The organism is Acidovorax sp. Root219, assembly GCF_001428665.1.
Lineage (GTDB): Bacteria > Pseudomonadota > Gammaproteobacteria > Burkholderiales > Burkholderiaceae_C > Acidovorax.
This window is the reverse complement of the sequence record NZ_LMIJ01000024.1, coordinates 223437-244533: the sequence shown is the minus strand read 5'-3', so window position 1 is coordinate 244533 and position 21097 is coordinate 223437. Positions and strand designations below refer to the sequence as shown.

The window sequence follows — 21097 nt, the reverse complement described above, 5'->3', positions numbered from 1 at the left end:
CGATTTCAAAGCCCCCACCCATGACCGCCGCCGAACTCACTGCCCTGCTGGTCTTCTGCACCGCGATGAGCTTTTCGCCGGGGCCCAACACCACCCTGTCCACCGCGCTCGCGGCCAATCTGGGTCTGCGCCGGGCACTCAACTTCTGCCTGGCCGTGCCCACGGGCTGGACCTTGCTGATGCTGGTGAGCGGCCTGGGCCTGGGCGCCCTGATCACCGGCGTGCCGGCCCTGCGCATGGCCGTGACCTTGCTCGGCGTGGCATACATGCTCTGGCTGGCCTGGAAGCTCAGCCGCGCCGGCCAGCTCTCGGACGTGGACAGCGCGCGCCTCTCCGTCACCTTCTGGCAGGGCGTGGGCCTGCAGTTCGTGAACATCAAGGCCTGGATGCTGGCGCTCACGCTCAGCGCGGGCTGGGTGGTGAATGCCGCCGGCCAGCCCTCGGCCAACCCCGGTGAGCGCCTGGCCATCATCTGCGGCGTGATGATGGTGTTCGCCTTCACGAGCAATTTCGTCTATGCCCTGGTCGGCTCGCTGCTGCGCCAGTGGCTGGCGCAGGGTTCGCGCCTGCTCTGGTTCAACCGCGCGCTGGCCGGGGTGCTGGTGGCCACGGCTGCCTGGATGGTGACGCTATGACCATGAACCACGCTCAAGAACGCGAAGCCCTGGTCTGGGGCCTGGTGGGCGTCACCTTGTTCGCCGCCACGCTGCCGATGACGCGCCTGGCCGTCGGCCCGGTCGATGCACCGCAGCTGTCGCCCTGGTTCGTCACCTTCGGCCGTGCGGCCGTGGCGGGGCTGCTGTCGTTGGCCTACCTGGGCTGGCAGCACGCCCAGGGGCGCCTGCGGGTTCCCGTGCGGTCGCAGTGGCCCGTGCTGGGCGTCACGGCCTTCGGTGTCATCGTCGGCTTTCCGCTGTTCCTCGCGCTGGCGCTGCGGCATGTGCCCAGCACGCACGGGGCCGTGGTCACCGCGCTGCTGCCGCTGTCCACGGCCGTGCTCGGTGCCCTGTGGTTCCGGCAACGCCCGTCGGCCGGCTTCTGGGCCTGCGCCGTGCTGGGCAGCGGCTTGGTGCTGGGCTTCATGGCCTGGCGCGCCGGCGGCTTCTACCTGGGCGCGGCCAACATCTTCCTCATCATTTCCATGACGACGGGTGCCCTGGGCTACATCGGCGGCGCGCGGCTCACGCCCAGCCTGGGGGCCGAGCAGGTGATCTGCTGGGTGCTGGCCTGCGCCCTGCCGCTGACCCTGCCCGTGACTTGGTGGTTCGCGCCGGCCGTGCCGTCCGCCATCGGCACCATGAGCTGGGTGGGGTTTGCCTATGTGGCCCTGTTCTCGATGTGGATCGGCTTTTTCGCCTGGTACCGCGCGCTGGCGCTGGGTGCCGTGCGGGTCAGCCAGATCCAGCTGATCCAGCCGTTTCTGAGCCTGCTGTTCGCGGTGCCGCTGCTGGGCGAGCACCTGGACCTCACCACGGTCGGGTTTGCCCTGGCCGTGATCGCCACGGTGTTCCTGGGCAAGCGCATGCCCGTGCACCAGGCGGCACCGCACGCCCCCGCGACACCGCCCGGCCCCCTTGCGCCCGTGAAGGACTGAGCCCAATGCAGATGAACGACATCCCCTTCGCCGCCACCGACTGGAGCCAGGTCGAGCGCGTCGAGAAGAGCGCCCAGGCCGGCCAGGCCTTCTGGCAGACGCTGCAGTACGGCGAGTTGCGCGTGCGCAAGGTGGAGTACACGCCCGGCTATGTGTCCGACCACTGGTGCACCAAGGGCCATGTGCTGCTGTGCCTGGCCGGCGAGCTGCACACCGAGTTGCAGGACGGCCGACAGTTCACGTTGACTCCCGGCATGAGCTACCAGGTGGCGGACAATGCGGAACCGCACCGCTCCACCGCCCCTTTGGGTGCCACGCTGTTCATCGTGGACTGAAAGTACCAGGGCGCCGTGAAATACCCTTTTTTCTGATGACTTTGCAACAGGTTCTTAGGACCACCGCAGGAGACCGAGAGTGAAACTGAACGACCTTCCCCACACCAGCCCCTGGACCCTGGCGCGCCGCGCCGAGCGCATGAACCCCTCGGTCATCCGCGAAATCCTCAAGGTCACGGAAAAGCCCGGCATCATCAGCCTGGCCGGCGGCCTGCCCTCGCCCAAGACCTTCCCGGTCGAAGCCTTCGCGGCCGCCTCGGCCGCCGTGCTGGCCAACGACGGCCCTTCGGCGCTGCAGTACGCGTCGAGCGAGGGCTTTGCCCCGCTGCGCGAAGCCATCGCCGCCTTCCTGCCCTGGGATGTGGACCCGGAGCAAGTGCTGATCACCACCGGCTCGCAGCAGGGGCTGGACCTGATCGCCAAGGTGCTGATCGACACCGACAGCCGCGTTCTGGTGGAAACGCCGACCTACCTGGGTGCCATCCAGGCCTTCACGCCCATGGAACCCAAGGTGGTGGCGGTGGCCAGCGACGAGCAGGGTGTGCGCATCGATGACCTGGTGGCCAAGGTCGGCACGGGCGCCGACAAGGCACGTTTCCTGTACGTGCTGCCCAATTTCCAGAACCCCACGGGCCGCACCATGAGCGATGCGCGCCGCGCCGAGCTGGTGGCCAAGGCCGCCGAGCTGAACCTCCCGCTGGTCGAAGACAACCCCTATGGCGACCTGTGGTTCGACGGCCCGCCGCCCGCACCGCTGACCGCGCGCAACCCCGATGGCTGCATCTACATGGGCTCGTTCTCCAAGGTGCTGGCCCCGGGCCTGCGCCTGGGTTACCTGGTGGCGCCCAAGGCGGTCTACCCCAAGCTGCTGCAGGCCAAGCAGGCAGCCGACCTGCACACCCCCGGCTACAACCAGCGCATGGTGGCCGAGGTGATGAAGGGCGGCTTTCTGGAGCGCCATGTGCCCACCATCCGCGCGCTCTACAAACAGCAGCGCGACGCGATGCTGACCGCGCTGGACAAGGAGATGCAGGGCCTGTCCGTCGAATGGAACAAGCCCGACGGCGGCATGTTCCTGTGGGTGCGCCTGCCCGAAGGCATGAGCGCCATCGAACTGCTGCCCAAGGCCGTGGAGCGCAATGTGGCCTTCGTGCCCGGCGCCGCCTTCTACGCCGACGATGCCGACCACCGCACGCTGCGCCTGTCGTTCGTGACCTCCACGGCCGAGCAGATCGCCACCGGCATTGCGGCGCTGGCAGCGGCCATCCGCGACCACCGGGCACAGGGCTGAGCACCGTGCTGCGCCTGTGGGGACGGCTGTCGTCCATCAACGTCCGCAAGGTGGTCTGGGCCGCGCAGGAGCTCGGCATCAGCCTGCAGCGCACCGATGCGGGTGGGCAGTTCGGCATCGTGCGCGAAGCGCACTACCTGTCCCTGAACCCCAACGGCCTGGTGCCGCTGATCGAGGACGAGGACACGGGCGTCGTGCTGTGGGAGTCGAACCCCATCGTGCGCTATCTGTGCGCCCGGCATGCACCGGGCGAGCTTTACCCCGAGGACATCGCCACGCGCTTTGCGGCCGAGCAGTGGATGGACTGGCAGCAGACCACGCTGAACCCGGCGGGGCGCGATGCCTTTATCCAGTGGATACGCACGCCGGCCGCGCAGCGCAATGACGCGCTGATCGCCGCATCGGTGGCGGCCACCGAGCCCCTGCTGGACCTGCTGGACGCGCACCTGGCGCGCCAACCCTTCCTGGCAGGCGAGCGCTTCACCATGGCCGACATCCCGGTGGGCTGCGAGATCCACCGCTGGTGGGGCCTGCCCCAGGAGAGGGCGGCCCGGCCGCACCTGGAGCGCTGGTACCAGGCGGTGAGTTCACGCACCGGTGCGCGCGGCGTGCTCGACCAGGCGTTATCCTGACGGGACCATCCGCCCGCAAGACCGCACCATGCATCCACGCCCCTTCAAGCAGATCGATGTCTTCAGCGACCACCCCGGCGACGGCAACCCCGTGGCCGTGGTGCTGGAGGCCGAGGACCTGAGCGATGCGGACATGCGCCGCTTTGCCGCGTGGATGAACCTGTCGGAAACCACCTTTCTGCTGCCGCCCACCGAGGCCGGCCGCGCGCAGGGCGCCGACTACCGGCTGCGCATCTTCAGCCCACAGGGTGAGTTGCCCTTTGCCGGCCACCCCACGCTGGGCACCTGCCACGCCTGGCTGCAGGCAGGCAACGCACCGCGCCAGGAGGGCCTGGTGGTGCAGGAATGCGCGCTGGGGATGGTGCGCATCCGGCGCGAGGACCACACCCTGGCCTTTGCCGCGCCGCCGCTCAAGCGCAGCGCGCCCAGCCCGGCGCTGGTGCCGCTGATCGCCAGCGCCCTCGGTGTGCGCCCGGCGCAGATCCTGGGCACGCAGCTGCTGGACAACGGCCCGGTATGGCTGGGCATGCTGCTCGACAGCGCCGACACCGTGCTCGGCCTGCAACCCGACCATGCGCGCCTGATGGACCTGGGCCAGTCGGTCGGGGTGGTGCACGTGGGCACCGGCGCCAGCGACACCAGCCGACCCGGAGTCGTCGTGCGCGCCTTTGCTGCCCCCATGGGCAACCGTGAGGACCCGGTGACCGGCAGCCTCAACGCCAGCCTGGCCGAATGGCTGATCGCCGAAGGCCTGGCACCGCACCACTACCAGGTGGCCCAGGGCGAATGCCTGGGCCGCGCAGGACGGGTGCACATCCGCCAGGACGGGCACCAGGTGTGGGTGGGCGGGCGCTCCGTCACCTGCATCGAAGGCACGGTGCTGCTGTGAAACCGCCCCGCATCCCGATCCACGCCAGCGGCTGAACCCCGCTCGGTGCCCCCGCTTTGGCTCCCAGGGCCGCCCCCGGCGTGCCCGCTCCCCGAAAAGCCCCATTTCCACCCCATCCACCTACCTGACAGGCTTTCCCATGAAACTGCGCCCCTTCCAGCAAGTCGACGTCTTCACCGACCAGGCCTACCGCGGCAACCCGCTGGCCGTGGTGCTCGACGGCGAAGGCATCACCACCGAGGCCATGCAGGAGTTCACCAACTGGACCAACCTGTCCGAAGCCACCTTTGTGCTGCCGCCCACGCCCGAAGGCAGGGCGGCGGGTGCCGACTACCGCGTGCGCATCTTCTGCCCCGGGCGCGAGTTGCCCTTTGCCGGCCACCCCACGCTGGGCAGCTGCCACGCCTGGCTGGGCGCGGGCGGCAAGCCACAGACGCCGGGGCGGGTGGTGCAGGAATGCGGCGCGGGCCTCGTACCCCTGCGCCAGGACGGCGCACGCCTGGCCTTTGCCGCCCCGCCCCGCCTGCAAAGCGGCCCGCTGGACGAAGCGGACGTGGCGCTCATCGCGCGCGGCCTGGGGGTGGAGCGCGCGGACATCCTGCACCACTCCTGGTGCGACAACGGCCCCAAGTGGCGCGGCGTGATGCTCCAATCGGCCGAACAGGTGCTGGCACTGCAGCCCGATGCTGCCATCCTGGCGGGCCTCGATATCGGCGTGGTGGGCCCGCGCGGCAAGGTCGGCGTGATCGGTGCCGACACCGCGCGCGAGGACATCGCCTTCGAAGTGCGCGCCTTCTTCCCGGGCAACAACGGCCTGGCCGAAGACCCGGTGACCGGCAGCCTGAACGCGGCGCTGGCGCAGTGGCTCATCGGCGCAGGCCTGGCCCCTGCGCACTATGTGGCCAGCCAGGGCACCGCCCTGGCGCGCGCCGGCCGCGTGCACGTGGACCAGGAAGGCAGCGACATCTGGATCGGCGGCCATTCGGTCACCTGCGTGCAGGGCGAGGTGCTGCTGTGACGGCGCAGACCGCAGCCTGCATCGACCACCTGGTGGTGCTGGCCCGCGACCTGGCCACGGGCGTGGAGTGGTGCGAGCGCACGCTGGGCGTCACGCCCACCGCGGGCGGCGAGCACCCGCTGATGGGCACGCACAACCGCTTGCTCAATGTCTCCAGCCCGGCCCATCCGAGGGCCTACCTGGAGATCATCGCGGTCAACCCGCAGGGCACCAAAAGCATCCCCGAGGGTGACCGGCGCTGGTTCGACATGGACGATATTGCGCTGCAGCAGCAGGTCGCCGAGCACGGCCCGCAGCTCATCCACTGGGTGGCCTCGGTGCCCGACGTGGCGGCCAGCCTGGCCGCGCTCGCCACCCTGGGCGTGGACCGGGGCCGCGCCATCACCGCCAGCCGCCCCACGCCACAGGGCTTGCTGCAGTGGCAGATCACCGTGCGCCCCGACGGCCAGCGCCTGTGGAACGGCTGCCTGCCCACGCTGATCGAATGGGGCGCCGTGCACCCCTGCGATCACCTGCCGGCCAGCGGCGTGCAACTGCAATCCCTGCAGCTGCAGCACCCCGACGCGCGCGCCCTGCGCGCGGCCTGCGAAGCTGCGGGCCTGCGCGACGTGGCCATGCCCACGGAAGGCCCCTTAGCCCAACTGCACGCGCAGCTGCTCACCCCGCGCGGCGCTCTGGCCCTGCAGTCGCGCGCCCTGCCACCCTCGCCGTCAACGGAGTAACCCACCATGCTCACCCCCCAGGAACTGCTGATCTTTGCGTTCGCATCCCTCTTGCTTGTGCTCACGCCCGGGCCCAACATGGTCTATTGCATATCGCGCAGCCTCACCCAGGGCCCGCGTGCCGGGCTGCTATCGCTCGGTGGCGTGATCGCCGGTTTCGGCGTGCACCTGCTGGCGGCATCGCTCGGCCTCACCGCCCTGCTGGCCGCCGTGCCCATGGCCTTCGACGCGATCCGCATCGCGGGGGCGGCCTACCTGCTGTGGCTGGCCTGGCAGGCCGTGAAGCCCGGCGGCACTGCGCCGTTCGAGGCGCGCGACCTGCCGCACGATACGCCGCGCAAGCTGTTCCTCATGGGCTTCATGACCAATTTGCTCAACCCCAAGGTGGCCATGTTCTACCTGTCGTTCTTTCCACAGTTCCTGCACCCCGAGCGCGGCAACTGGCTATTGCAGAGCCTGACCCTGGGCGCGGTGCAGATCAGCACCAGCGCCCTGGTGAATGCACTGCTGGTGTTGTTTGCCGCCCGCGTGGCCCTGTTCATGAACCGCAGCCAGGGCTGGATGCGCGCCCAGCGCTATGTGATGGGCACGGTGCTCGGCCTGCTGGCCGTGCGCCTGCTGACCGAAAAGAGGCCTGCCGCATGAGCGCCCTGCCGACCACTCCCCTGCCCTGGCTGCCGGGCCTGGCCGACATCGAGGCTGCGGCCCAGGTCGTGTACCGCGACTTCCCACCCACGCCGCAGTACCGCTGGGCCCTGCTCAGCGAGCGCCTGGGCACGGACTGCTGGCTCAAGCACGAGAACCACACGCCCGTGGGGGCCTTCAAGATCCGCGGCGGGCTCACCTATTTCGACCAGCTCGCCAAGCGTGGCGCACTGCCGCGCGAAGTGGTCAGCGCCACGCGCGGCAACCACGGCCAGAGCATGGGCTGGGCGGCGCGCAACCACGGCGTGGCCTGCACCATCGTCGTGCCCCGGGGCAACTCGGTGGAGAAGAACGCCGCCATGCGCGCCCTGGGCGTCACGCTGATCGAGCACGGCAGCGACTTTCAGGAGGCGCGCGAGCATGCCATGCAACTGGCCGCCGAGCGCGGCGCGCACATGGTGCCGAGCTTCCACGCCGACCTGCTGCGCGGCGTGAGCACCTACTGGTGGGAGTTCCTCTGCGCCGTGCCGCAACTCGACGTGGTCTATGTGCCCATCGGCCAGGGATCTGGCGCGTGCTCGGCCATCGCAGCCAAGCTGGCGCTGGGGCATGGCGTGCGCATCGTGGGGGTGGTCAGTGCCCATGCCACCACCTATGCCGACTCGCTGGCGGCGGGCCGGGTGGTCGAGGCGCCCGTGACCACCGAACTGGCCGACGGCATGGCCTGCCGCGTGGCCGATGCGAATGCGCTGGCCGTGCTTGCCCCGCACATCGACCACATCGTGCAGGTGACGGATGCCGAAGTGGCCGCCGCCATGCATGCGATCTATACCGACACGCACAATGTGGCCGAGGGCGCGGGGGCTGCCGCACTGGCCGCTGCGCTGCAGGAGCGCGACCGCTTGCGCGGCCTTGCGGTGGGCCTGGCGCTCACGGGCGGCAATGTCGACGCGCCGGTGTTCAGCCGCGTCCTGGCGGGCTGACCTGCCGGGTGGAGCCTGTCCCCGAGGCTACTGGCTGGGTGGTTCTGGTCGCTTGGGCGACAAACGTCCGGGCCCGCCCCTGCCCACAATCCGACGCATGGGAACCCTTTACCTCGTGCGCCACGGCCAGGCCTCGTTTGGCGCCGACGACTACGACCAGCTGAGCGCGCGCGGACGCGAACAGGCGGTGCGCCTGGGCGAATTCTGGCGCGAGCGCGGCCAGGCCTTCGATGCCGTGATCACCGGCACCTTGCGCCGCCATACGCAGACGCTGGAAGGCATTGCCGAGGGCCTGCAGGTCACCCCCGAGGTGCTGCAGATGCCCGGCCTCAACGAGTACGACAGCCATGCGCTGATCACCGCTATCCACCCCCAGCCGCTGCAGAGGCCCGATACGCCCGAGCTCTACCGCCACCACTTTCGCCTGCTGTGCGATGCACTCGCGCAGTGGATGGCGGGGGTCATCAGCCCGCAGGGCATGCCGACGTGGAACGAGTTCAGTGCCGGCGTGCGCGCCGCGCTCGACCATGTGCGCCAGCACCACACCGGCCAGAACGTGCTGCTGGTGAGCAGTGGTGGCCCCATCTCCACCGCCGTGGGCCAGGTGCTGGGCACCGCGCCCGAGGTGACGATCGCCCTGAACATGCGCATCCGCAACAGCGCGGTGACGGAGTTCAGCATCAGCCCCAAGCGCCTGATGCTGCAGACCTTCAACACCCTGCCGCACCTGAACGAAGCGCCGCACCTGGACTGGATCACCCACGCCTGACCGGCGGCAGGCCAGCGGGCTCGCCTACAGATCGAGTGCGAGAAACCGGGTTCCCGGAACCGGGTTGAAGCTCACGGGTTCCGCAGGCACAAACCCCAGCGATTCGTACAACCTTTGTGCCGCGACGAATTCCGCCAGCACATCCAGGCACATGCGCCGATAGCCGGCCTCTTTTGCGGCGTGCAGCATCTGCTCGACCAACTGCCGACCCAGGTCCATCCCCCGGGCTGCGGGCCGCACGTACACGCGCTTGAGTTCACAGGCGCTTGCATCGACCCGTCGAAGGGCGGCGCACCCCACCACTTGGCCCTCGATGACGGCCAGAAGAATGCATCCGTCGGGCTCGGCATACTTTCCCGGCAGTTGTGCGAACTCTTGCTCGTAGTCCTGAAAATCGAGATTGGCCGTTGGGCTCTTGACGTACTCGCGAAAGATCGCGATGACGTCGGGGAGATCGCCAGGGAACGTGGCAGGTCTGATCATGGTCATTCAATGAACGCAAAAGGCCGTGCAAAGCGTGGCCACCGCCCTCACCAATCGGGCTGGTCACGCAAGGTGCTCAGCGGCAATGCCGCCATTTCCTGCAGCAGGGCCACCAGTTGGGTGGCCGCCGCCTCCACCACGGTACGGCCTTTGTCGGCGCTGGCGGCTGCGGCATTGCCCACGGCACCGGCCGGGTGGTAGTCCTGCATCTGCCAGCCGAGCTTGGCGCTCTTGCCATTGCCCAGGATGGCGTACTGCTCCGAGCGGTCCTGCGAGGTGGAACGAAAGTCCTGCGCATGCGCCATCTGCACCGTGGCTGGCGCCAGGTGCAGCATCATCGAGGTCTCGATCTCGCCCGCGTGGATGCCGAAGCGGTGCTCTGCCGCACTGAACTGGCCGGCCACCGCATCTGGCAGGGGCAGGCTGAACCAGCTGGCACTGTACACCAGCAGGTCGCAGCGTGTGCGCAGCTCGCGCGCCACGATGTCCATCACGCTGACCTGGCCGCCATGGCCGTTGAACAGCAGCAGCTTCTTCACGCCCGCGCGCGCCACGCACTCGCCGAGCTCGGTCCACAGCGCGATGATGGTGGCAGGCGACAGCGTGAGCGTGCCGGGGTAGCGGATGTGCTCCGGGCTCAACCCTACGTTCTGCGGCGGCAGAAAGAGCACCGGCAGCTCGGCCGGCAGCAGCGGCAGCGCCGCGTCGATCACACCCTGCAGCAAGGTGGCATCGACCGACAGCGGCAGGTGCGGCCCATGCTGCTCGATGGCGGCCACCGGCAACACGGCGACCGTCTGCGCCGCCAGGCCCGAAGCCTTGCGCTGTGCGAAATCGCGCGTGCCGAGATCGGCCCACCAGCGCGCAGGCGTGGTGGCAGATGGGGAAGAAGAAGGCACCGGTGGCTGGGTCATGCCGCCATGGTAGCGGCCTCAGCCCAGAATGATCTCGTCCTGGTGGTTGGCGATGTGAAAGGTGTGGGCACGTGCGAACTCGACTTTGTCCAGCGCGCCATACGCGAAGTGGTGGCGCAGCACCCCCGAATGGGCGTTGAAGCGTGCAATCGCGGCCCGCAGGCGCTGGGCTGCTGGCTTCCACTCGCCCGACATGGTGAGCGCTGGCGCCGCGGGAATGGGCTCGGCAAGGCCGTGCGACATGCGCCCGCACCAGCCGAAGAAGCTGAACGCGGCAGCGCCCAGCGTGCGCTGGAACAGGGCGCTGTTCTCCTTCGGAAAACCGTCGATGCTCATCTCGATGCTCTGCGACAGGTGTTCGAGCACCGCCACCAGGGGCCAGGCACCATTGGTGCGGGCCTGGGGTGCCGCCTCCATCCGGTCGAGCCAGCGCAGCGCGCCGGACAGGTCGGCCACCTTGGGCTCATCGGCCCAGCCGAAGGCAGGGACCAGGACCAAGGGGGCGGCGATCAAGGCGGTGCGGCGTTTCATGCCTCGATGGTAGCGCTCTGCAGCCGCACCCCGCTGCCGCTACCATGCAGGGATGACCCACGATCTGTTCCGAGAAGACGGCTACCTGCGCGAGTGCAGCGCCCACATCACCGCCATCACCGACGCCGGCATCGTGCTCGACCGCACGGTGTTCTACCCCCTGGGTGGCGGCCAGGCCGGCGACAGCGGCCACCTGCTGCTGGCCGACGGCACGGCCATCGCGATTGCCGACACGCGCAAGGGCAAGGATGCCGAAGGCCAGCCCACCAGCGACATCGTGCACGTGCCCGCCCCGGGCCAGGAAGAACACCTGGCCGCGTTTCAAGTCGGCACGCCGGTGACCGCCCGCATCGACTGGGAGCGCCGCCACCGCCTGATGCGCCTGCACACCACCACCCACCTGCTGTGCCACCTGGTGCCGCAGCTGGTCAACGGCTGCTCCATCACGCCCGAGTACGCGCGCCTGGATTTCTCGATGACCGACCCGCTCGACAAGGAGGTGCTGACCGCCGGCATCGCCGCCCTGGTGGCCGCAGGCCATCCGCTCACCGTGGCATCGATCAGCGACGAGGAACTCGACGCCAACCTGGCACTGGTCAAGAGCATGAGCGTGCAGCCCCCGCGCGGTTCGGGGCGCATCCGCACCATCCGCATCGGCGGCGAGGGCGGTGCCCCGTTGATCGACCTGCAGCCCTGCGGCGGCACGCACGTGGCCAACACGGCGGAGATCGGGGCCATCGTGGTGACCAAGATCGAGAAGAAGAGCGCCACCACGCGGCGGGTGGTGCTGGGCTTCGCTGCCTGAACGTCAACAAACATCAACCACACCTCTGGATACACCGCGCGACACTGCGCGGTGGTACCTTGGGCGGCCTGCCGCCCGTTTGCGGCGTCGCTCCCCTGACCGCCCGACGTTTTCAGCTGCCTCCATGCCTCTTCCCAAGCGCCTTTCCCTGACCCGCCCCTCCCTGGCAGCCCTGCGCCAGCACCGCTGGGCGCGCCGTGCCGCCGTGGCCCTGGCGGCTTTGCTGGCCCTGTGGCTGCTGGCCTGGCTGGCTTTGCCGCCCCTGCTCAAGGGGCCGATGGAGCGTGCGGCCAGCGAACAACTGGGCCGGGCCGTGACGGTGGGCGCCATCGATTTCAAGCCCTGGTCGCTGGAACTCACGCTGCGCGACATCGCAGTGGCAGGCGCCGAGGGCAGCGACAAGCCCCAGCTCACCATCGCCCGCGTGCATGTGGATGGCGAGCTGCAATCGCTGCTGCGCCTGGCGCCGGTGGTGGACGAGTTCACCGTGGAGTCACCCGTGCTGCACATCGCCCACCTGGGCGAGGGCCGCTACGACGTGGACGACATCATCGCCAAGGTCACGGCACCACCCGCCGAACCCAAGCCGGACACGGGCCCCGCCCGCCTGGCGCTGTACAACCTGGCGCTCGTCGGCGGCAGCATCGACTACGACGACCGCAGCGTGGGGAAAAAGCACAGCCTGCGCGACCTGGCGCTCAAGGTGCCCTTCATCAGCACCCTGCCCTCGCAGCGCGAGGTGAAGGTGGAGCCGCACCTGGCCTTCACCCTCAACAGCAGCCGCTTCGACTCTTCCGCACAGGGCACGCCGTTCGCCCAGACCGGCAAGACCGACGCCAGCGTGCGCTGGGACGGCGTGGACCTCGCCCCCTACCTGGCCTACCTGCCCGCCAGCCTGCCCGTGAAGGTGCAGGGCGCCACGCTGGACGTGGATCTGAAAGTGGCCTTCGAGCAGGCCCCGAAGATGGCCGTGAAGCTCACCGGCAGCGTGCAGGCGCGCGGCGTGCGCCTGGCCGACCGCCAGGGGCAGGACCTGCTGAGCTACGAGCGCCTGAAGATCGACCTGGCCGACGTGCGCCCGCTCGACCAGGTGGTGCGCCTGTCACAGGTGGAGCTCACGGCCCCGGTGCTCAACGCCACGCGCAATGCCGACGGGCAGATCAACCTGGCGCAACTGGCGCCCGAGAGCCCGCCCGCTGCGGCGGCGCCTGCCGCCAACGCTGCCAGTACCGCGTCTCGCCCAGCCTCGGCCGCTGCGGGCAAGCCCGCGACCGCCAGGCCCTGGACCGTGGAGGTCGCCCACACCCTGGTGCGCGGCGGCACGCTGCGCTGGGGCGACCAGACCACCCGCCCCGCCGCCGCATTGGAGGCGCGCGAATTCACGCTGGATGCCAGGGACCTGGCCCTGCCGTGGGCCCACCCCGTGGCCTTCGAGGGCGGCTTCAAGCTGCAGGATGGCAGCCTGGGCTTCAAGGGCGAGGCCACGGACCAGAAGGCGCAGGTGCAGGCGACTGTGACCGCACTGGCGCTGCAGGTGGCCACCCCCTACCTCGCGCAGGCGCTGGAGCCCGCCGTGTCGGGCCAGCTCACCGGCGACATCGGCGTGCAGTGGGCAGCGCCCGATGCATCGTCCGTGAAGCCCGGTGCTGCGGCGCCCACCGGCATCACCCTCACCGCCGGCCCGCTGGCGCTGGAGCAACTGGCCCTGCGCCAGGGCAAGACCGTGCTGGCCAGCCTGGGCCGGCTGGAAGTGAAGGGCGTGCAGGTGCCATTGGACACACGCACCGCCACGCTGGAGAGCCTGGCCCTGACCCAGCCCAAGGCCACGGTGGACCGCAGCGCGGACGGGCGCTGGATGTTCGAGCGCTGGATGAAGGCGCCGGCCAGCACGCCCCCGGCACCAGAAAACGCCCCGGCATCGAACGCACCCGCCGCTGTACCGTGGGTGCTGCGCGTGGCGGATTTCAGCCTGCAGGGCGGTGCCATTGCGCTGGCCGACAACGCCCAGGCCCGCCCCTTGGCGCTGGAGCTGTCGGCCCTGGGCATCAGCGCCAAAAACCTCGCCACCGACGGCAGCAAGCCCGAGGCGCTCAAGATTTCGGCCCAGGTGGCTGCGGGCAAGGGCTCACCTGGCAAGCTCGACTACCAGGGCACGCTGGCGCTGCAGCCGCTGGCCACGCAGGGGCGTCTGGATGCCACGCGCCTGCCGCTGCACGCGCTCGATGGCTACCTGGCGAGCCAGCTGTCCATCGAGCTGCTGCGCGCCGACGTGGGATTCAAGGGCCAGGTGGCTTTCTCGCAGGGCGACAAGGGCGCCAGCCTGCGCCTGTCGGGCGACGCCGCCGTGGACGACCTGCAGGCCAACAGCACCTCGGCCTCCACCCCCAAGACCGAGGCCCAGGTGGGCGAAGAACTGCTGGCCTGGAAGAGCCTGAACCTGCGCGGCCTGGACCTGGCCACCGCGCCCGGCACGGCGCCGCGGCTCGAAGTGAAAGAGACCAGCCTGGCCGACTTCTTCGCGCGCATCACCATCAACGAAGCCGGCCGCATCAACCTGGGCGACATCGCCAAGACCCCGGCCGAGGCCCAGGCGGCCAATGCCGCCAGCGCCGCCAAGTCGGTGCCACCCGCGACGGCGCCTGCCGCGTCCGCAGCGTCCGCTGCCGTGGCGGCAGCGCCGGCCGACCCGCTGGCACCGGTGGTGCAGTTCGGCCCGGTGAGCCTGGTCAACGGCAAGGTGCTGTTCTCCGACTTCTTCATCAAGCCCAACTACTCGGCCGACCTGTCGGAGCTCACCGGCAAGCTCAGTGCCTTCTCGTCCGAGGCGCCAGGCGGCGCGCCCGTGCTGGCCGACCTGGAGCTGCGTGGCAAGGCCGAGGGCACGGCCTCGCTCGAGATTACGGGCAAGCTCAACCCGCTGGCCAAGCCGTTGGCGCTGGACATCGCGGGCAAGGTGCGCGACCTGGAGCTGCCGCCGCTCTCACCCTATGCCGTCAAGTACGCAGGGCATGGCATCGAGCGCGGCAAGCTCAGCGTGGACGTGGCCTACAAGGTGCTGCCGAGCGGCCAGCTCACGGCCAGCAACAGGCTGGTGCTCAACCAGCTGACCTTTGGCGAACCCGTGGCCGGCGCGCCCAACAGCCTGCCCGTGAAGCTGGCCGTGGCGCTGCTGGCCGACCGCAATGGCGTGATCGACCTGGACCTGCCGCTCAGCGGCTCGCTCAACGACCCTGAGTTCCGCGTGGGCCCGGTGATCTGGAAGATCATCGTCAACCTGATCGGCAAGGCCCTGATCTCGCCCTTCAGCCTGCTGGCCAGCGCCATGGGGGGCGGCGACGAACTGGGCAGCGTGCCCTTCGCCCCCGGCAGCGCCAGCCTGAGCCCCGAGGCCCAGCAGAACCTTGCCAAGGTCGTCAAGGCGCTGACCGACCGGCCCAACCTGCGCATCACCGTGACCGGCCAGGCCAGCCTGCAGGCCGAGCGTGAAGGCCTGCAGCGCGAGCACCTGCAGCAACTGGTGCTGGCCGAAAAGCGCCGCGCCAGCCCGGCCGACACCGCAGCAGTGCAGGCCGCCGAGTACCCCGCCCTGCTCAAGGAGGTGTACCGCCGCGCCGACATCCCGAAGCCGCGCAACCTGGTGGGCCTGGCGCGCGAGCTGACCCCGGCCGAGATGGAGGCCCTGCTGCTGGCCAACCAGCCCGCCACCGAGGCCATGGCGCAGGAGCTGGCCACCCAGCGCGGCCAGGCAGTGCGCAGCTACCTGCTGGCGCAGAAGCTGCCGGTGGAACGGCTCTTTCTGGCGGCGCCGCGCGCGGGAACCCAGCCCGAAAAATGGTCTCCCCAGGCGCGACTGACCCTGGCGACACAATAAGGGGCATCTTCCCCGCCCAGGAACCAAACGGTCTTCTGGGCGCTCACACCTTGCAACATGCACTACCGCCCGACCTCCCTGCTCGCCAAAGCCATCTTTCTCATAGCAGTCATGCTTGCTGGCGCGGGCAGTTGGGCCCAGTTGCCGGCCAAGGGTGGCGCGGCCACCAGCGCCGTGGTGACCACCCCCCATGTGCGGGCGGAGCTGATCGCCCATGCACCACAGGGCGTCGAGCCCGGCCAGCCGCTGTGGATGGGCCTGCAGATCACCCACCAGCCCGAGTGGCATACCTACTGGAAGAACCCCGGCGATTCGGGCCTGCCCATCGAGATGGCCTGGACCCTGCCCGCCGGGCTGGATGCGGGCGAGATCGCCTGGCCCCTGCCCAAGAAGATCCCCATCGGCACCCTCGCCAACTACGGCTACGAGGGCGCGGTGCTGCTGCCCGTGCCCGTCACCGTGGCCAGCACCTTCGCGCCCAAGGCACTGTCGAACGATGCCACGGTGCGCCTGCGCGCCACCTGGCTGGTATGCCGCAAGGAATGCATCCCTGAAGAGGGCGACTTCACGCTGACCATCCCGGCACGCAGCACCACGGCCATGCATGGTGCCGCGTTCGATGCCGCCCTGGCGGCCCAGCCCCGCCAGGTGATGGGCAGCGTGCAGGGCGTACGGCCCGACAGCAATGCCCGCATCGAGGGCAACACGCTGCAGCTGAGCGTGCAGGGCCTGCCCGTGGAACTGCGCGGCAAGACGCTGGAGCTGTTCCCCGAGACGCCCGAGGTCATCGAGAACGCCGCCGCCTGGACCCAGGCCTGGAAGGGCGCGGTGTGGACTGCCGAGGTACCGCTGGCGGCCCAGCGCAGCAACAGCCCTGACCCGATGCCCGTGGTGCTGGCCGCCGATGGCCAGGGATACCGCGCCGAGCTCAAGGTGCTGGGTGCCTGGCCCACGGTGGCCGCAGCGGCCACGGTGTCGCCCGCGCTGGAGGCCGCGCTCAAGGCCAATGCGGCGGGTGTCCCCGCTTCCACCTCGTCGGCCCCGCCGCTCACGCTGCTGGCGGCCTTGCTGGGCGCGCTGCTCGGCGGACTGATCCTGAACCTCATGCCCTGCGTCTTCCCGGTGCTGGCCATCAAGGTCGTTGGCTTTGCCCAGCATGCGCAGGACCGGCGCGCGCACCGGCTCAGCGGCATCGCCTACACGGCCGGCGTGGTGCTCTCCTTCGTGGCGCTGGGCGCGCTGATGCTCGCCTTGCGCGCAGCAGGCGAGGCCATCGGCTGGGGCTTTCAGCTGCAGTCGCCCGCCGTGGTGGCGGGGCTGGCCGCGCTGTTCACGCTGATCGCGCTGAACCTGGCGGGGGTGTTCGAGTTCGGGCATTTCCTGCCTTCGTCGGTGGCCAGCCTGCAGGCGCGCCACCCGGTGGCCGATTCGTTCCTGACGGGCGTGCTCGCCGTGGCCGTGGCCTCGCCCTGCACCGCGCCGTTCATGGGGGCCTCGCTGGGCCTCACGGCCACGCTGCCGGGCCCACAGGCGCTGGCCGTGTTCGCGGCGCTGGGCCTGGGCCTGGCCCTGCCCTACCTGGCCGCCGCCTTCGTGCCCGCCGTGGCGCGCGCCCTGCCGCGACCCGGCGCGTGGATGGACACGCTGCGCAAGTTCATGGCCTTCCCCATGCTGGCCACCGTGGTCTGGCTGGTCTGGGTGCTGGGCCAGCAAAGCGGCATCGATGGTGCCGGCGCGCTGCTGATCCTGCTGGTGGCGCTCGGGATGGTGGCCTGGGCGCTGTCGCTCGCAGGCTCGGCGCGCCGTTTCATGGCCCCGGTCTCCATCCTGGCGCTGGCGCTGCTGGCCTGGACCTTCGCTCCGCACGTCACCAACGTGGCTGCCGCACCGTCAGCACAGGCGTCCACGGGCAACGCCACCCAGCAGTGGCAGGCGTGGACCCCGGGCGCCGCCGAGCAGCTCGTCGCCAGCGGTCGGCCAGTGTTCGTAGACTTCACGGCCGCCTGGTGCGTGACCTGCCAGTACAACAAGAAGACCACGCTGGCCGACGCTGGCGTGCAGGCCGACTTCACCGCCAAGAACGTGGCCCTGCTGCGCGCCGACTGGACGCGCCGCGACCCGGCCATTACCGCCGCCCTGGCCCAGTTGGGCCGCAGCGGCGTGCCGGTGTACGTGCTGCACGCCCCCGGCAAGGCGCCCGTGGTGTTCTCCGAGATCCTGGGCGAAGCGGAACTGCGCGCCGCAGTGGCGGCGCTGTAAGACCAGCCGGTCGGCAGGGGCTCCGCCTGGAAATCCGGGGCCGCATCGCCCATACTGCCCCACCACCGTCCCACCTGGAGATTTTTCATCCATGCTGCTTCGACGTACCCTCTTCGCCCTGCCTCTCGTGCTGGCTGCCGCCGGTGCGCAGGCCGCCGCCACCGTGGGCCAGCCGGCTCCCGACATCACCCTGAAGGACACCACGGGCAAGACCGTGCGCCTGTCGGACTTCAAGGGCAAGCATGTGGTGCTCGAATGGACCAACCCCGGCTGCCCGTTCGTGCGCAAGCACTACGACAGCGGCAACATGCCCGCAACGCAGAAGGACGCTACCAGCAAGAACGTGGTGTGGCTCGCGGTCAACTCCACCGAGAAGGCCAGCGGCGATTACCTGGAGCCCGCCAAGCTCACCAGTTGGCTCAAGGAGCGCCAGTCGGTGCCCACCGCCATCCTCATGGACGAGGAAGGCACGGCCGGCCGCGCCTATGGCGCGCGCACCACGCCGCACATGTACATCGTGAACCCGCAGGGCCAGCTGATCTATGCCGGCGGCATCGACAGCATCGCCTCGGCCAAGGTTGACGACATCCCGCGCGCCACCAACTATGTAAAGACCGGGCTGGCAGAGGCGCTGGCGGGCAAGCCGCTGACGGCATCCACCACACGCCCTTACGGCTGCTCCATCAAATACAAGGACCCTGCATAGGTCTCTGCAGTTTTACACTGGTGGCATGAGCACCATCAGCGAACTGCGCCACATCCTCGGAACCTGCCGCACCATCGCGGTCGTGGGCCTGTCGCCGCAATGGCACAGGCCCAGTTTCTTTGCGGCCAAGTACATGCAGGCCCATGGCTACCGCATCGTGCCGGTGAACCCCATGGCACCCGAAATCCTGGGCGAGCGCAGCTACCCCAGCCTCGCGGCGGCGGCGGCAGACCACCGCATCGACATGGTGGACTGTTTTCGCAAGAGCGAGGACATCCCGCCGCTGGCCGAGGAAGCCATTGCCATCGGCGCGCAGTGCCTGTGGCTGCAACTCGGTGTGGTGAACGAGAACGCGGCGGCGCGGGCCCGTGCAGCGGGCCTGGCGGTGGTGATGGACCGCTGCGTGAAGATCGAGCATGCGCGCCTGTTCGGCGGGCTCAACTGGGCCGGTGTCAACACGCGCGTGATCTCGGCCAAGCGCCCGCAGCAACTGCCTTACTGAACAGAAGAACAAAGAAAGACATCCGCCCATGGAAAAGGACAGAGACTACGGCTTCGGCACGCGCGCCATCCACGCGGGCGCGATTCCCGACCCGGTGACCGGCGCGCGCGCCACGCCCATCCACCAGACGACGAGCTTCGTCTTCGACAGCGCCGAGCACGCCAGCAGCCTGTTCAACCTGCAAACCTTCGGCAATGTCTACAGCCGCATCAGCAACCCCACGGTGGCGGTGTTCGAGGAGCGCATCGCCAGCCTGGAGAACGGCCGCGCGGCGCTGGCCTGCGCCAGCGGCATGGCCGCGCAGATGGCAGCGTTGCTGGCCATCCTCAAGACGGGCGACCACATCGTGGCGGCCAGCACCCTGTACGGCGGCACGGTGGGGCAGCTCGGCGTGGGATTTGCGCGCCTGGGCATCGAGACCACCTTCGTGGACCCGGCAGACCCCGAGAACTTCGCGCGCGCCATGCGCCCCAACACCCGCGCCGTCTACGGCGAGACCATCGGCAACCCGCTGGTCAATGTGCTCGACATCGCCGCCGTGGCCGGGGTCGCGCATGCGCATGGCGTGCCCCTGGTGATCGACAACACCGTGGCCAGCCCCTACCTCTGCAACCCGCTGGCCTTTGGCGCCGACATCGTGGTGCACAGCGCCACCAAGTACATCGGCGGCCACGGCACGACCATGGGCGGCGTGGTGGTCGAGGGCGGCAAGTTCCCCTGGGACAACGGCAAATTCCCCGAGATGGTGGAGCCCAGCCGCGCCTACCATGGGGTGAAGTTCTACGAGACCTTCGGCGACTTCGGCTACACCATGAAGGCGCGCATGGAGATCAACCGCACCTTCGGCGGCGTGCTCTCGCCCATGAACGCCTGGCAACTGCTGCAGGGCGCCGAGACCCTGCACCTGCGCATGCGCGAGCACTGCCGCAACACGCTGGCGGTGGCGAAGTTCCTGCAGGGCCATGCCAAGGTGGCCTGGGTCAACTACCCGGGCCTGGCCGACTCACCGTACCACGCCCTGGCGCAAAAGCAGTTCCGCGCGGTGGACGGCACGCCGGGAGCCTCGGGCATCCTGACCTTCGGCGTGAAGGGCGGTGCTGCAGCCGGCGAGAAGTTCATCGACGCCTGCGAGTTCCTGAGCCACCTGGCCAACATCGGCGACGCCAAGACGCTGGTGATCCACCCGGCGTCGACCACGCACCGGCAGCTCAGCGACGAAGAACTGGTCCGCGCCGGCGTGAGTGCGGACATGGTGCGGCTGTCGGTGGGCATCGAGGACCTGGACGACATCCTCTGGGACATTGACCAGGCGCTGTCGAAAACCTAGCGTTCCCCACCTTGCGCGGCGCCCAGGCGCTGCGACAGGCTGCGCGCCGTGTCGCGCAGATGCCCCGCGGCGGCACTGTCCGGACCGGTGCGCAGCGTGGCGCTCGGGCCGATCACGGCCAGGCACAGCACGAGCTGGCCAAAACCGTCGAAGACCGGTGTGGCCAGCGCGCTGATGCCGGGCAGCAACTGGTCGGTGACCTCGGCCACCTGGTGGGTGCGCACGGCGTCCAGCTCCGCGGCAAACGCCGGATCGTCGAGCGCGCCGGCATGTCCATCGGCGGCCAGGGCGGCTGCGGTGCGCTCGCGCGGGCCGAAGGCAGCGAACACCTTGCCCGTGGCGGTGTGCCGCACCGAGGCCGTGGTGCCATGGCGCATGGCCACGTAGACGGCCGTGGGCCCTTCTTCGACGCGGATGATGGTGGGCCCGCTGTCACCCCAGACCGATGCCGAGACCGTGTAGCCGATGCGCTGCGCCAGCGCCGGCAGCTCGGCAATCGCCAGCCGCACCGGGTCGACCTGCTGCAGGCTGATCAAACCCAGTTGCATGGCCAGCGGCCCCAGGCCATAGTGGCCACTCACGGCGTCCTGCTCGATCAGGCCGAGCTTGCCGAAGCTCACGAGGTAGGGGTGGGCCTTGGCGGGCGTCATGTCGGCATCACGCGCCAGGTCCTTGAGCGCCATGCGCCGGCCAGTGCGGGCCAGCACCTTGAGCAGTTGGCCGCCCACCTCCACGCTCTGGATGCCGCGCGGCGCGCGCGGGCTGTCTTCGTCGTCGGCAGAAGCAAGGTCACGGGAAAGGTCGTCCATGGCGCCATTGTC

At 69.6% G+C, this 21097-nt stretch carries 21 protein-coding genes; 17 read left to right on the top strand and 4 right to left on the bottom strand.

Annotation, left to right across the window (positions count from 1 at the left end; genetic code table 11):
* The first annotated feature begins 20 nt into the window (after positions 1 to 20).
* The 11 genes from ASE28_RS23225 to ASE28_RS23175 all read left to right on the top strand — a co-directional run bounded on the left by ASE28_RS23225 (position 21) and on the right by ASE28_RS23175 (position 8878).
* Positions 21 to 635 (top strand): LysE family translocator, encoded by a 615-nt coding sequence (locus ASE28_RS23225; RefSeq protein ID WP_057268646.1) that lies wholly within the window; start codon positions 21 to 23, stop codon positions 633 to 635.
* 2 nt (positions 636 to 637) lie between these two features.
* The gene (locus ASE28_RS23220; protein WP_057268694.1) at positions 638 to 1594 is read left to right on the top strand and encodes a DMT family transporter; all 957 of its coding nucleotides are present in this window, start codon (positions 638 to 640) and stop codon (positions 1592 to 1594) included.
* Positions 1595 to 1599: 5 nt separating this feature from the next.
* A complete protein-coding gene (locus ASE28_RS23215; RefSeq protein WP_057268645.1) occupies positions 1600 to 1929 on the top strand; it encodes a DHCW motif cupin fold protein in 330 nt (109 codons plus the stop codon).
* A gap of 79 nt (positions 1930 to 2008) precedes the next feature.
* Positions 2009 to 3220 carry a PLP-dependent aminotransferase family protein gene (locus ASE28_RS23210; protein ID WP_200963986.1) on the top strand — a complete coding sequence of 404 codons (1212 nt, stop codon included), beginning with the start codon at positions 2009 to 2011 and terminating at the stop codon, positions 3218 to 3220.
* Between the two features lie 5 nt (positions 3221 to 3225).
* Entirely contained in the window at positions 3226 to 3852 is a 627-nt protein-coding gene (locus ASE28_RS23205) for a glutathione S-transferase (protein ID WP_057268644.1), read from the top strand.
* Positions 3853 to 3880: 28 nt separating this feature from the next.
* A complete protein-coding gene (locus tag ASE28_RS23200; protein WP_057268643.1) occupies positions 3881 to 4741 on the top strand; it encodes a PhzF family phenazine biosynthesis protein in 861 nt (286 codons plus the stop codon).
* Between the two features lie 139 nt (positions 4742 to 4880).
* A complete protein-coding gene (locus ASE28_RS23195; protein WP_057268642.1) occupies positions 4881 to 5759 on the top strand; it encodes a PhzF family phenazine biosynthesis protein in 879 nt (292 codons plus the stop codon).
* Positions 5756 to 6481 (top strand): VOC family protein, encoded by a 726-nt coding sequence (locus ASE28_RS23190; protein ID WP_057268641.1) that lies wholly within the window; start codon positions 5756 to 5758, stop codon positions 6479 to 6481. Before ASE28_RS23195 ends, ASE28_RS23190 begins: the two co-directional genes overlap by 4 nt.
* 6 nt (positions 6482 to 6487) lie before the next feature.
* Entirely contained in the window at positions 6488 to 7126 is a 639-nt protein-coding gene (locus tag ASE28_RS23185) for a LysE family translocator (RefSeq protein ID WP_057268640.1), read from the top strand.
* Complete coding sequence (locus ASE28_RS23180; protein WP_057268639.1) at positions 7123 to 8109, top strand: threonine dehydratase; 987 nt, start codon at positions 7123 to 7125, stop codon at positions 8107 to 8109. Before ASE28_RS23185 ends, ASE28_RS23180 begins: the two co-directional genes overlap by 4 nt.
* A gap of 97 nt (positions 8110 to 8206) precedes the next feature.
* Entirely contained in the window at positions 8207 to 8878 is a 672-nt protein-coding gene (locus tag ASE28_RS23175; RefSeq protein ID WP_057268638.1) for a histidine phosphatase family protein, read from the top strand.
* 24 nt (positions 8879 to 8902) lie between these two features.
* On the opposite strand, the gene ASE28_RS23170 is transcribed toward ASE28_RS23175, so the two are convergent.
* From ASE28_RS23170 to ASE28_RS23160, 3 genes are read right to left on the bottom strand one after another with little or no spacing between them, the layout of a single operon-like run.
* Entirely contained in the window at positions 8903 to 9367 is a 465-nt protein-coding gene (locus ASE28_RS23170; RefSeq protein WP_057268637.1) for a GNAT family N-acetyltransferase, read from the bottom strand.
* A gap of 41 nt (positions 9368 to 9408) precedes the next feature.
* Positions 9409 to 10275 (bottom strand): creatininase family protein, encoded by an 867-nt coding sequence (locus tag ASE28_RS23165; RefSeq protein ID WP_057268636.1) that lies wholly within the window; start codon positions 10273 to 10275, stop codon positions 9409 to 9411.
* Between the two features lie 18 nt (positions 10276 to 10293).
* Positions 10294 to 10806 carry a DUF1569 domain-containing protein gene (locus ASE28_RS23160; RefSeq protein WP_057268635.1) on the bottom strand — a complete coding sequence of 171 codons (513 nt, stop codon included), beginning with the start codon at positions 10804 to 10806 and terminating at the stop codon, positions 10294 to 10296.
* 52 nt (positions 10807 to 10858) lie between these two features.
* Here ASE28_RS23160 and ASE28_RS23155 point away from each other — a divergent pair, with 52 nt between their 5' ends.
* From ASE28_RS23155 to ASE28_RS23130, 6 genes are all read left to right on the top strand, one after another.
* Positions 10859 to 11611 (top strand): alanyl-tRNA editing protein, encoded by a 753-nt coding sequence (locus ASE28_RS23155; RefSeq protein WP_057268634.1) that lies wholly within the window; start codon positions 10859 to 10861, stop codon positions 11609 to 11611.
* 124 nt (positions 11612 to 11735) lie between these two features.
* Positions 11736 to 15482, top strand: a complete 3747-nt coding sequence (locus ASE28_RS23150; RefSeq protein WP_057268633.1) for a DUF748 domain-containing protein — start codon at positions 11736 to 11738, stop codon at positions 15480 to 15482.
* Between the two features lie 57 nt (positions 15483 to 15539).
* On the top strand, positions 15540 to 17741 hold the full coding sequence (locus ASE28_RS23145; protein ID WP_057268632.1) for a protein-disulfide reductase DsbD: 2202 nt from the start codon (positions 15540 to 15542) through the stop codon (positions 17739 to 17741).
* 91 nt (positions 17742 to 17832) lie between these two features.
* Positions 17833 to 18447: a thioredoxin family protein gene (locus ASE28_RS23140; protein WP_057268631.1), complete on the top strand. Its 615-nt coding sequence runs from the start codon at positions 17833 to 17835 to the stop codon at positions 18445 to 18447.
* A gap of 25 nt (positions 18448 to 18472) precedes the next feature.
* The gene (locus tag ASE28_RS23135; RefSeq protein ID WP_057268630.1) at positions 18473 to 18949 is read left to right on the top strand and encodes a CoA-binding protein; all 477 of its coding nucleotides are present in this window, start codon (positions 18473 to 18475) and stop codon (positions 18947 to 18949) included.
* 28 nt (positions 18950 to 18977) lie between these two features.
* A complete protein-coding gene (locus tag ASE28_RS23130) occupies positions 18978 to 20276 on the top strand; it encodes an O-acetylhomoserine aminocarboxypropyltransferase/cysteine synthase family protein (protein ID WP_057268629.1) in 1299 nt (432 codons plus the stop codon).
* Here the strand turns inward: ASE28_RS23130 and ASE28_RS23125 are convergent.
* Entirely contained in the window at positions 20273 to 21085 is an 813-nt protein-coding gene (locus tag ASE28_RS23125; RefSeq protein ID WP_057268628.1) for an IclR family transcriptional regulator, read from the bottom strand. The two genes, ASE28_RS23130 and ASE28_RS23125, sit on opposite strands and share 4 nt — an antisense overlap.
* Positions 21086 to 21097: the final 12 nt, after the last annotated feature.

Excerpts from the sequence above, each read along its gene's own strand:
- ASE28_RS23225 (WP_057268646.1), top strand. The coding sequence starts at position 21 with ATGACCGCCGCCGAACTCACTGCCCTGCTGGTCTTCTGCACCGCGATG.
- ASE28_RS23220 (WP_057268694.1), top strand. The coding sequence starts at position 638 with ATGAACCACGCTCAAGAACGCGAAGCCCTGGTCTGGGGCCTGGTGGGC.
- ASE28_RS23215 (WP_057268645.1), top strand. The coding sequence starts at position 1,600 with ATGCAGATGAACGACATCCCCTTCGCCGCCACCGACTGGAGCCAGGTC.
- ASE28_RS23200 (WP_057268643.1), top strand. The coding sequence starts at position 3,881 with ATGCATCCACGCCCCTTCAAGCAGATCGATGTCTTCAGCGACCACCCC.
- ASE28_RS23195 (WP_057268642.1), top strand. The coding sequence starts at position 4,881 with ATGAAACTGCGCCCCTTCCAGCAAGTCGACGTCTTCACCGACCAGGCC.
- ASE28_RS23185 (WP_057268640.1), top strand. The coding sequence starts at position 6,488 with ATGCTCACCCCCCAGGAACTGCTGATCTTTGCGTTCGCATCCCTCTTG.
- ASE28_RS23180 (WP_057268639.1), top strand. The coding sequence starts at position 7,123 with ATGAGCGCCCTGCCGACCACTCCCCTGCCCTGGCTGCCGGGCCTGGCC.
- ASE28_RS23175 (WP_057268638.1), top strand. The coding sequence starts at position 8,207 with ATGGGAACCCTTTACCTCGTGCGCCACGGCCAGGCCTCGTTTGGCGCC.
- ASE28_RS23170 (WP_057268637.1), bottom strand. The coding sequence starts at position 9,367 with ATGACCATGATCAGACCTGCCACGTTCCCTGGCGATCTCCCCGACGTC.
- ASE28_RS23165 (WP_057268636.1), bottom strand. The coding sequence starts at position 10,275 with ATGACCCAGCCACCGGTGCCTTCTTCTTCCCCATCTGCCACCACGCCT.
- ASE28_RS23160 (WP_057268635.1), bottom strand. The coding sequence starts at position 10,806 with ATGAAACGCCGCACCGCCTTGATCGCCGCCCCCTTGGTCCTGGTCCCT.
- ASE28_RS23155 (WP_057268634.1), top strand. The coding sequence starts at position 10,859 with ATGACCCACGATCTGTTCCGAGAAGACGGCTACCTGCGCGAGTGCAGC.
- ASE28_RS23150 (WP_057268633.1), top strand. The coding sequence starts at position 11,736 with ATGCCTCTTCCCAAGCGCCTTTCCCTGACCCGCCCCTCCCTGGCAGCC.
- ASE28_RS23145 (WP_057268632.1), top strand. The coding sequence starts at position 15,540 with ATGCACTACCGCCCGACCTCCCTGCTCGCCAAAGCCATCTTTCTCATA.
- ASE28_RS23140 (WP_057268631.1), top strand. The coding sequence starts at position 17,833 with ATGCTGCTTCGACGTACCCTCTTCGCCCTGCCTCTCGTGCTGGCTGCC.
- ASE28_RS23135 (WP_057268630.1), top strand. The coding sequence starts at position 18,473 with ATGAGCACCATCAGCGAACTGCGCCACATCCTCGGAACCTGCCGCACC.
- ASE28_RS23130 (WP_057268629.1), top strand. The coding sequence starts at position 18,978 with ATGGAAAAGGACAGAGACTACGGCTTCGGCACGCGCGCCATCCACGCG.
- ASE28_RS23125 (WP_057268628.1), bottom strand. The coding sequence starts at position 21,085 with ATGGACGACCTTTCCCGTGACCTTGCTTCTGCCGACGACGAAGACAGC.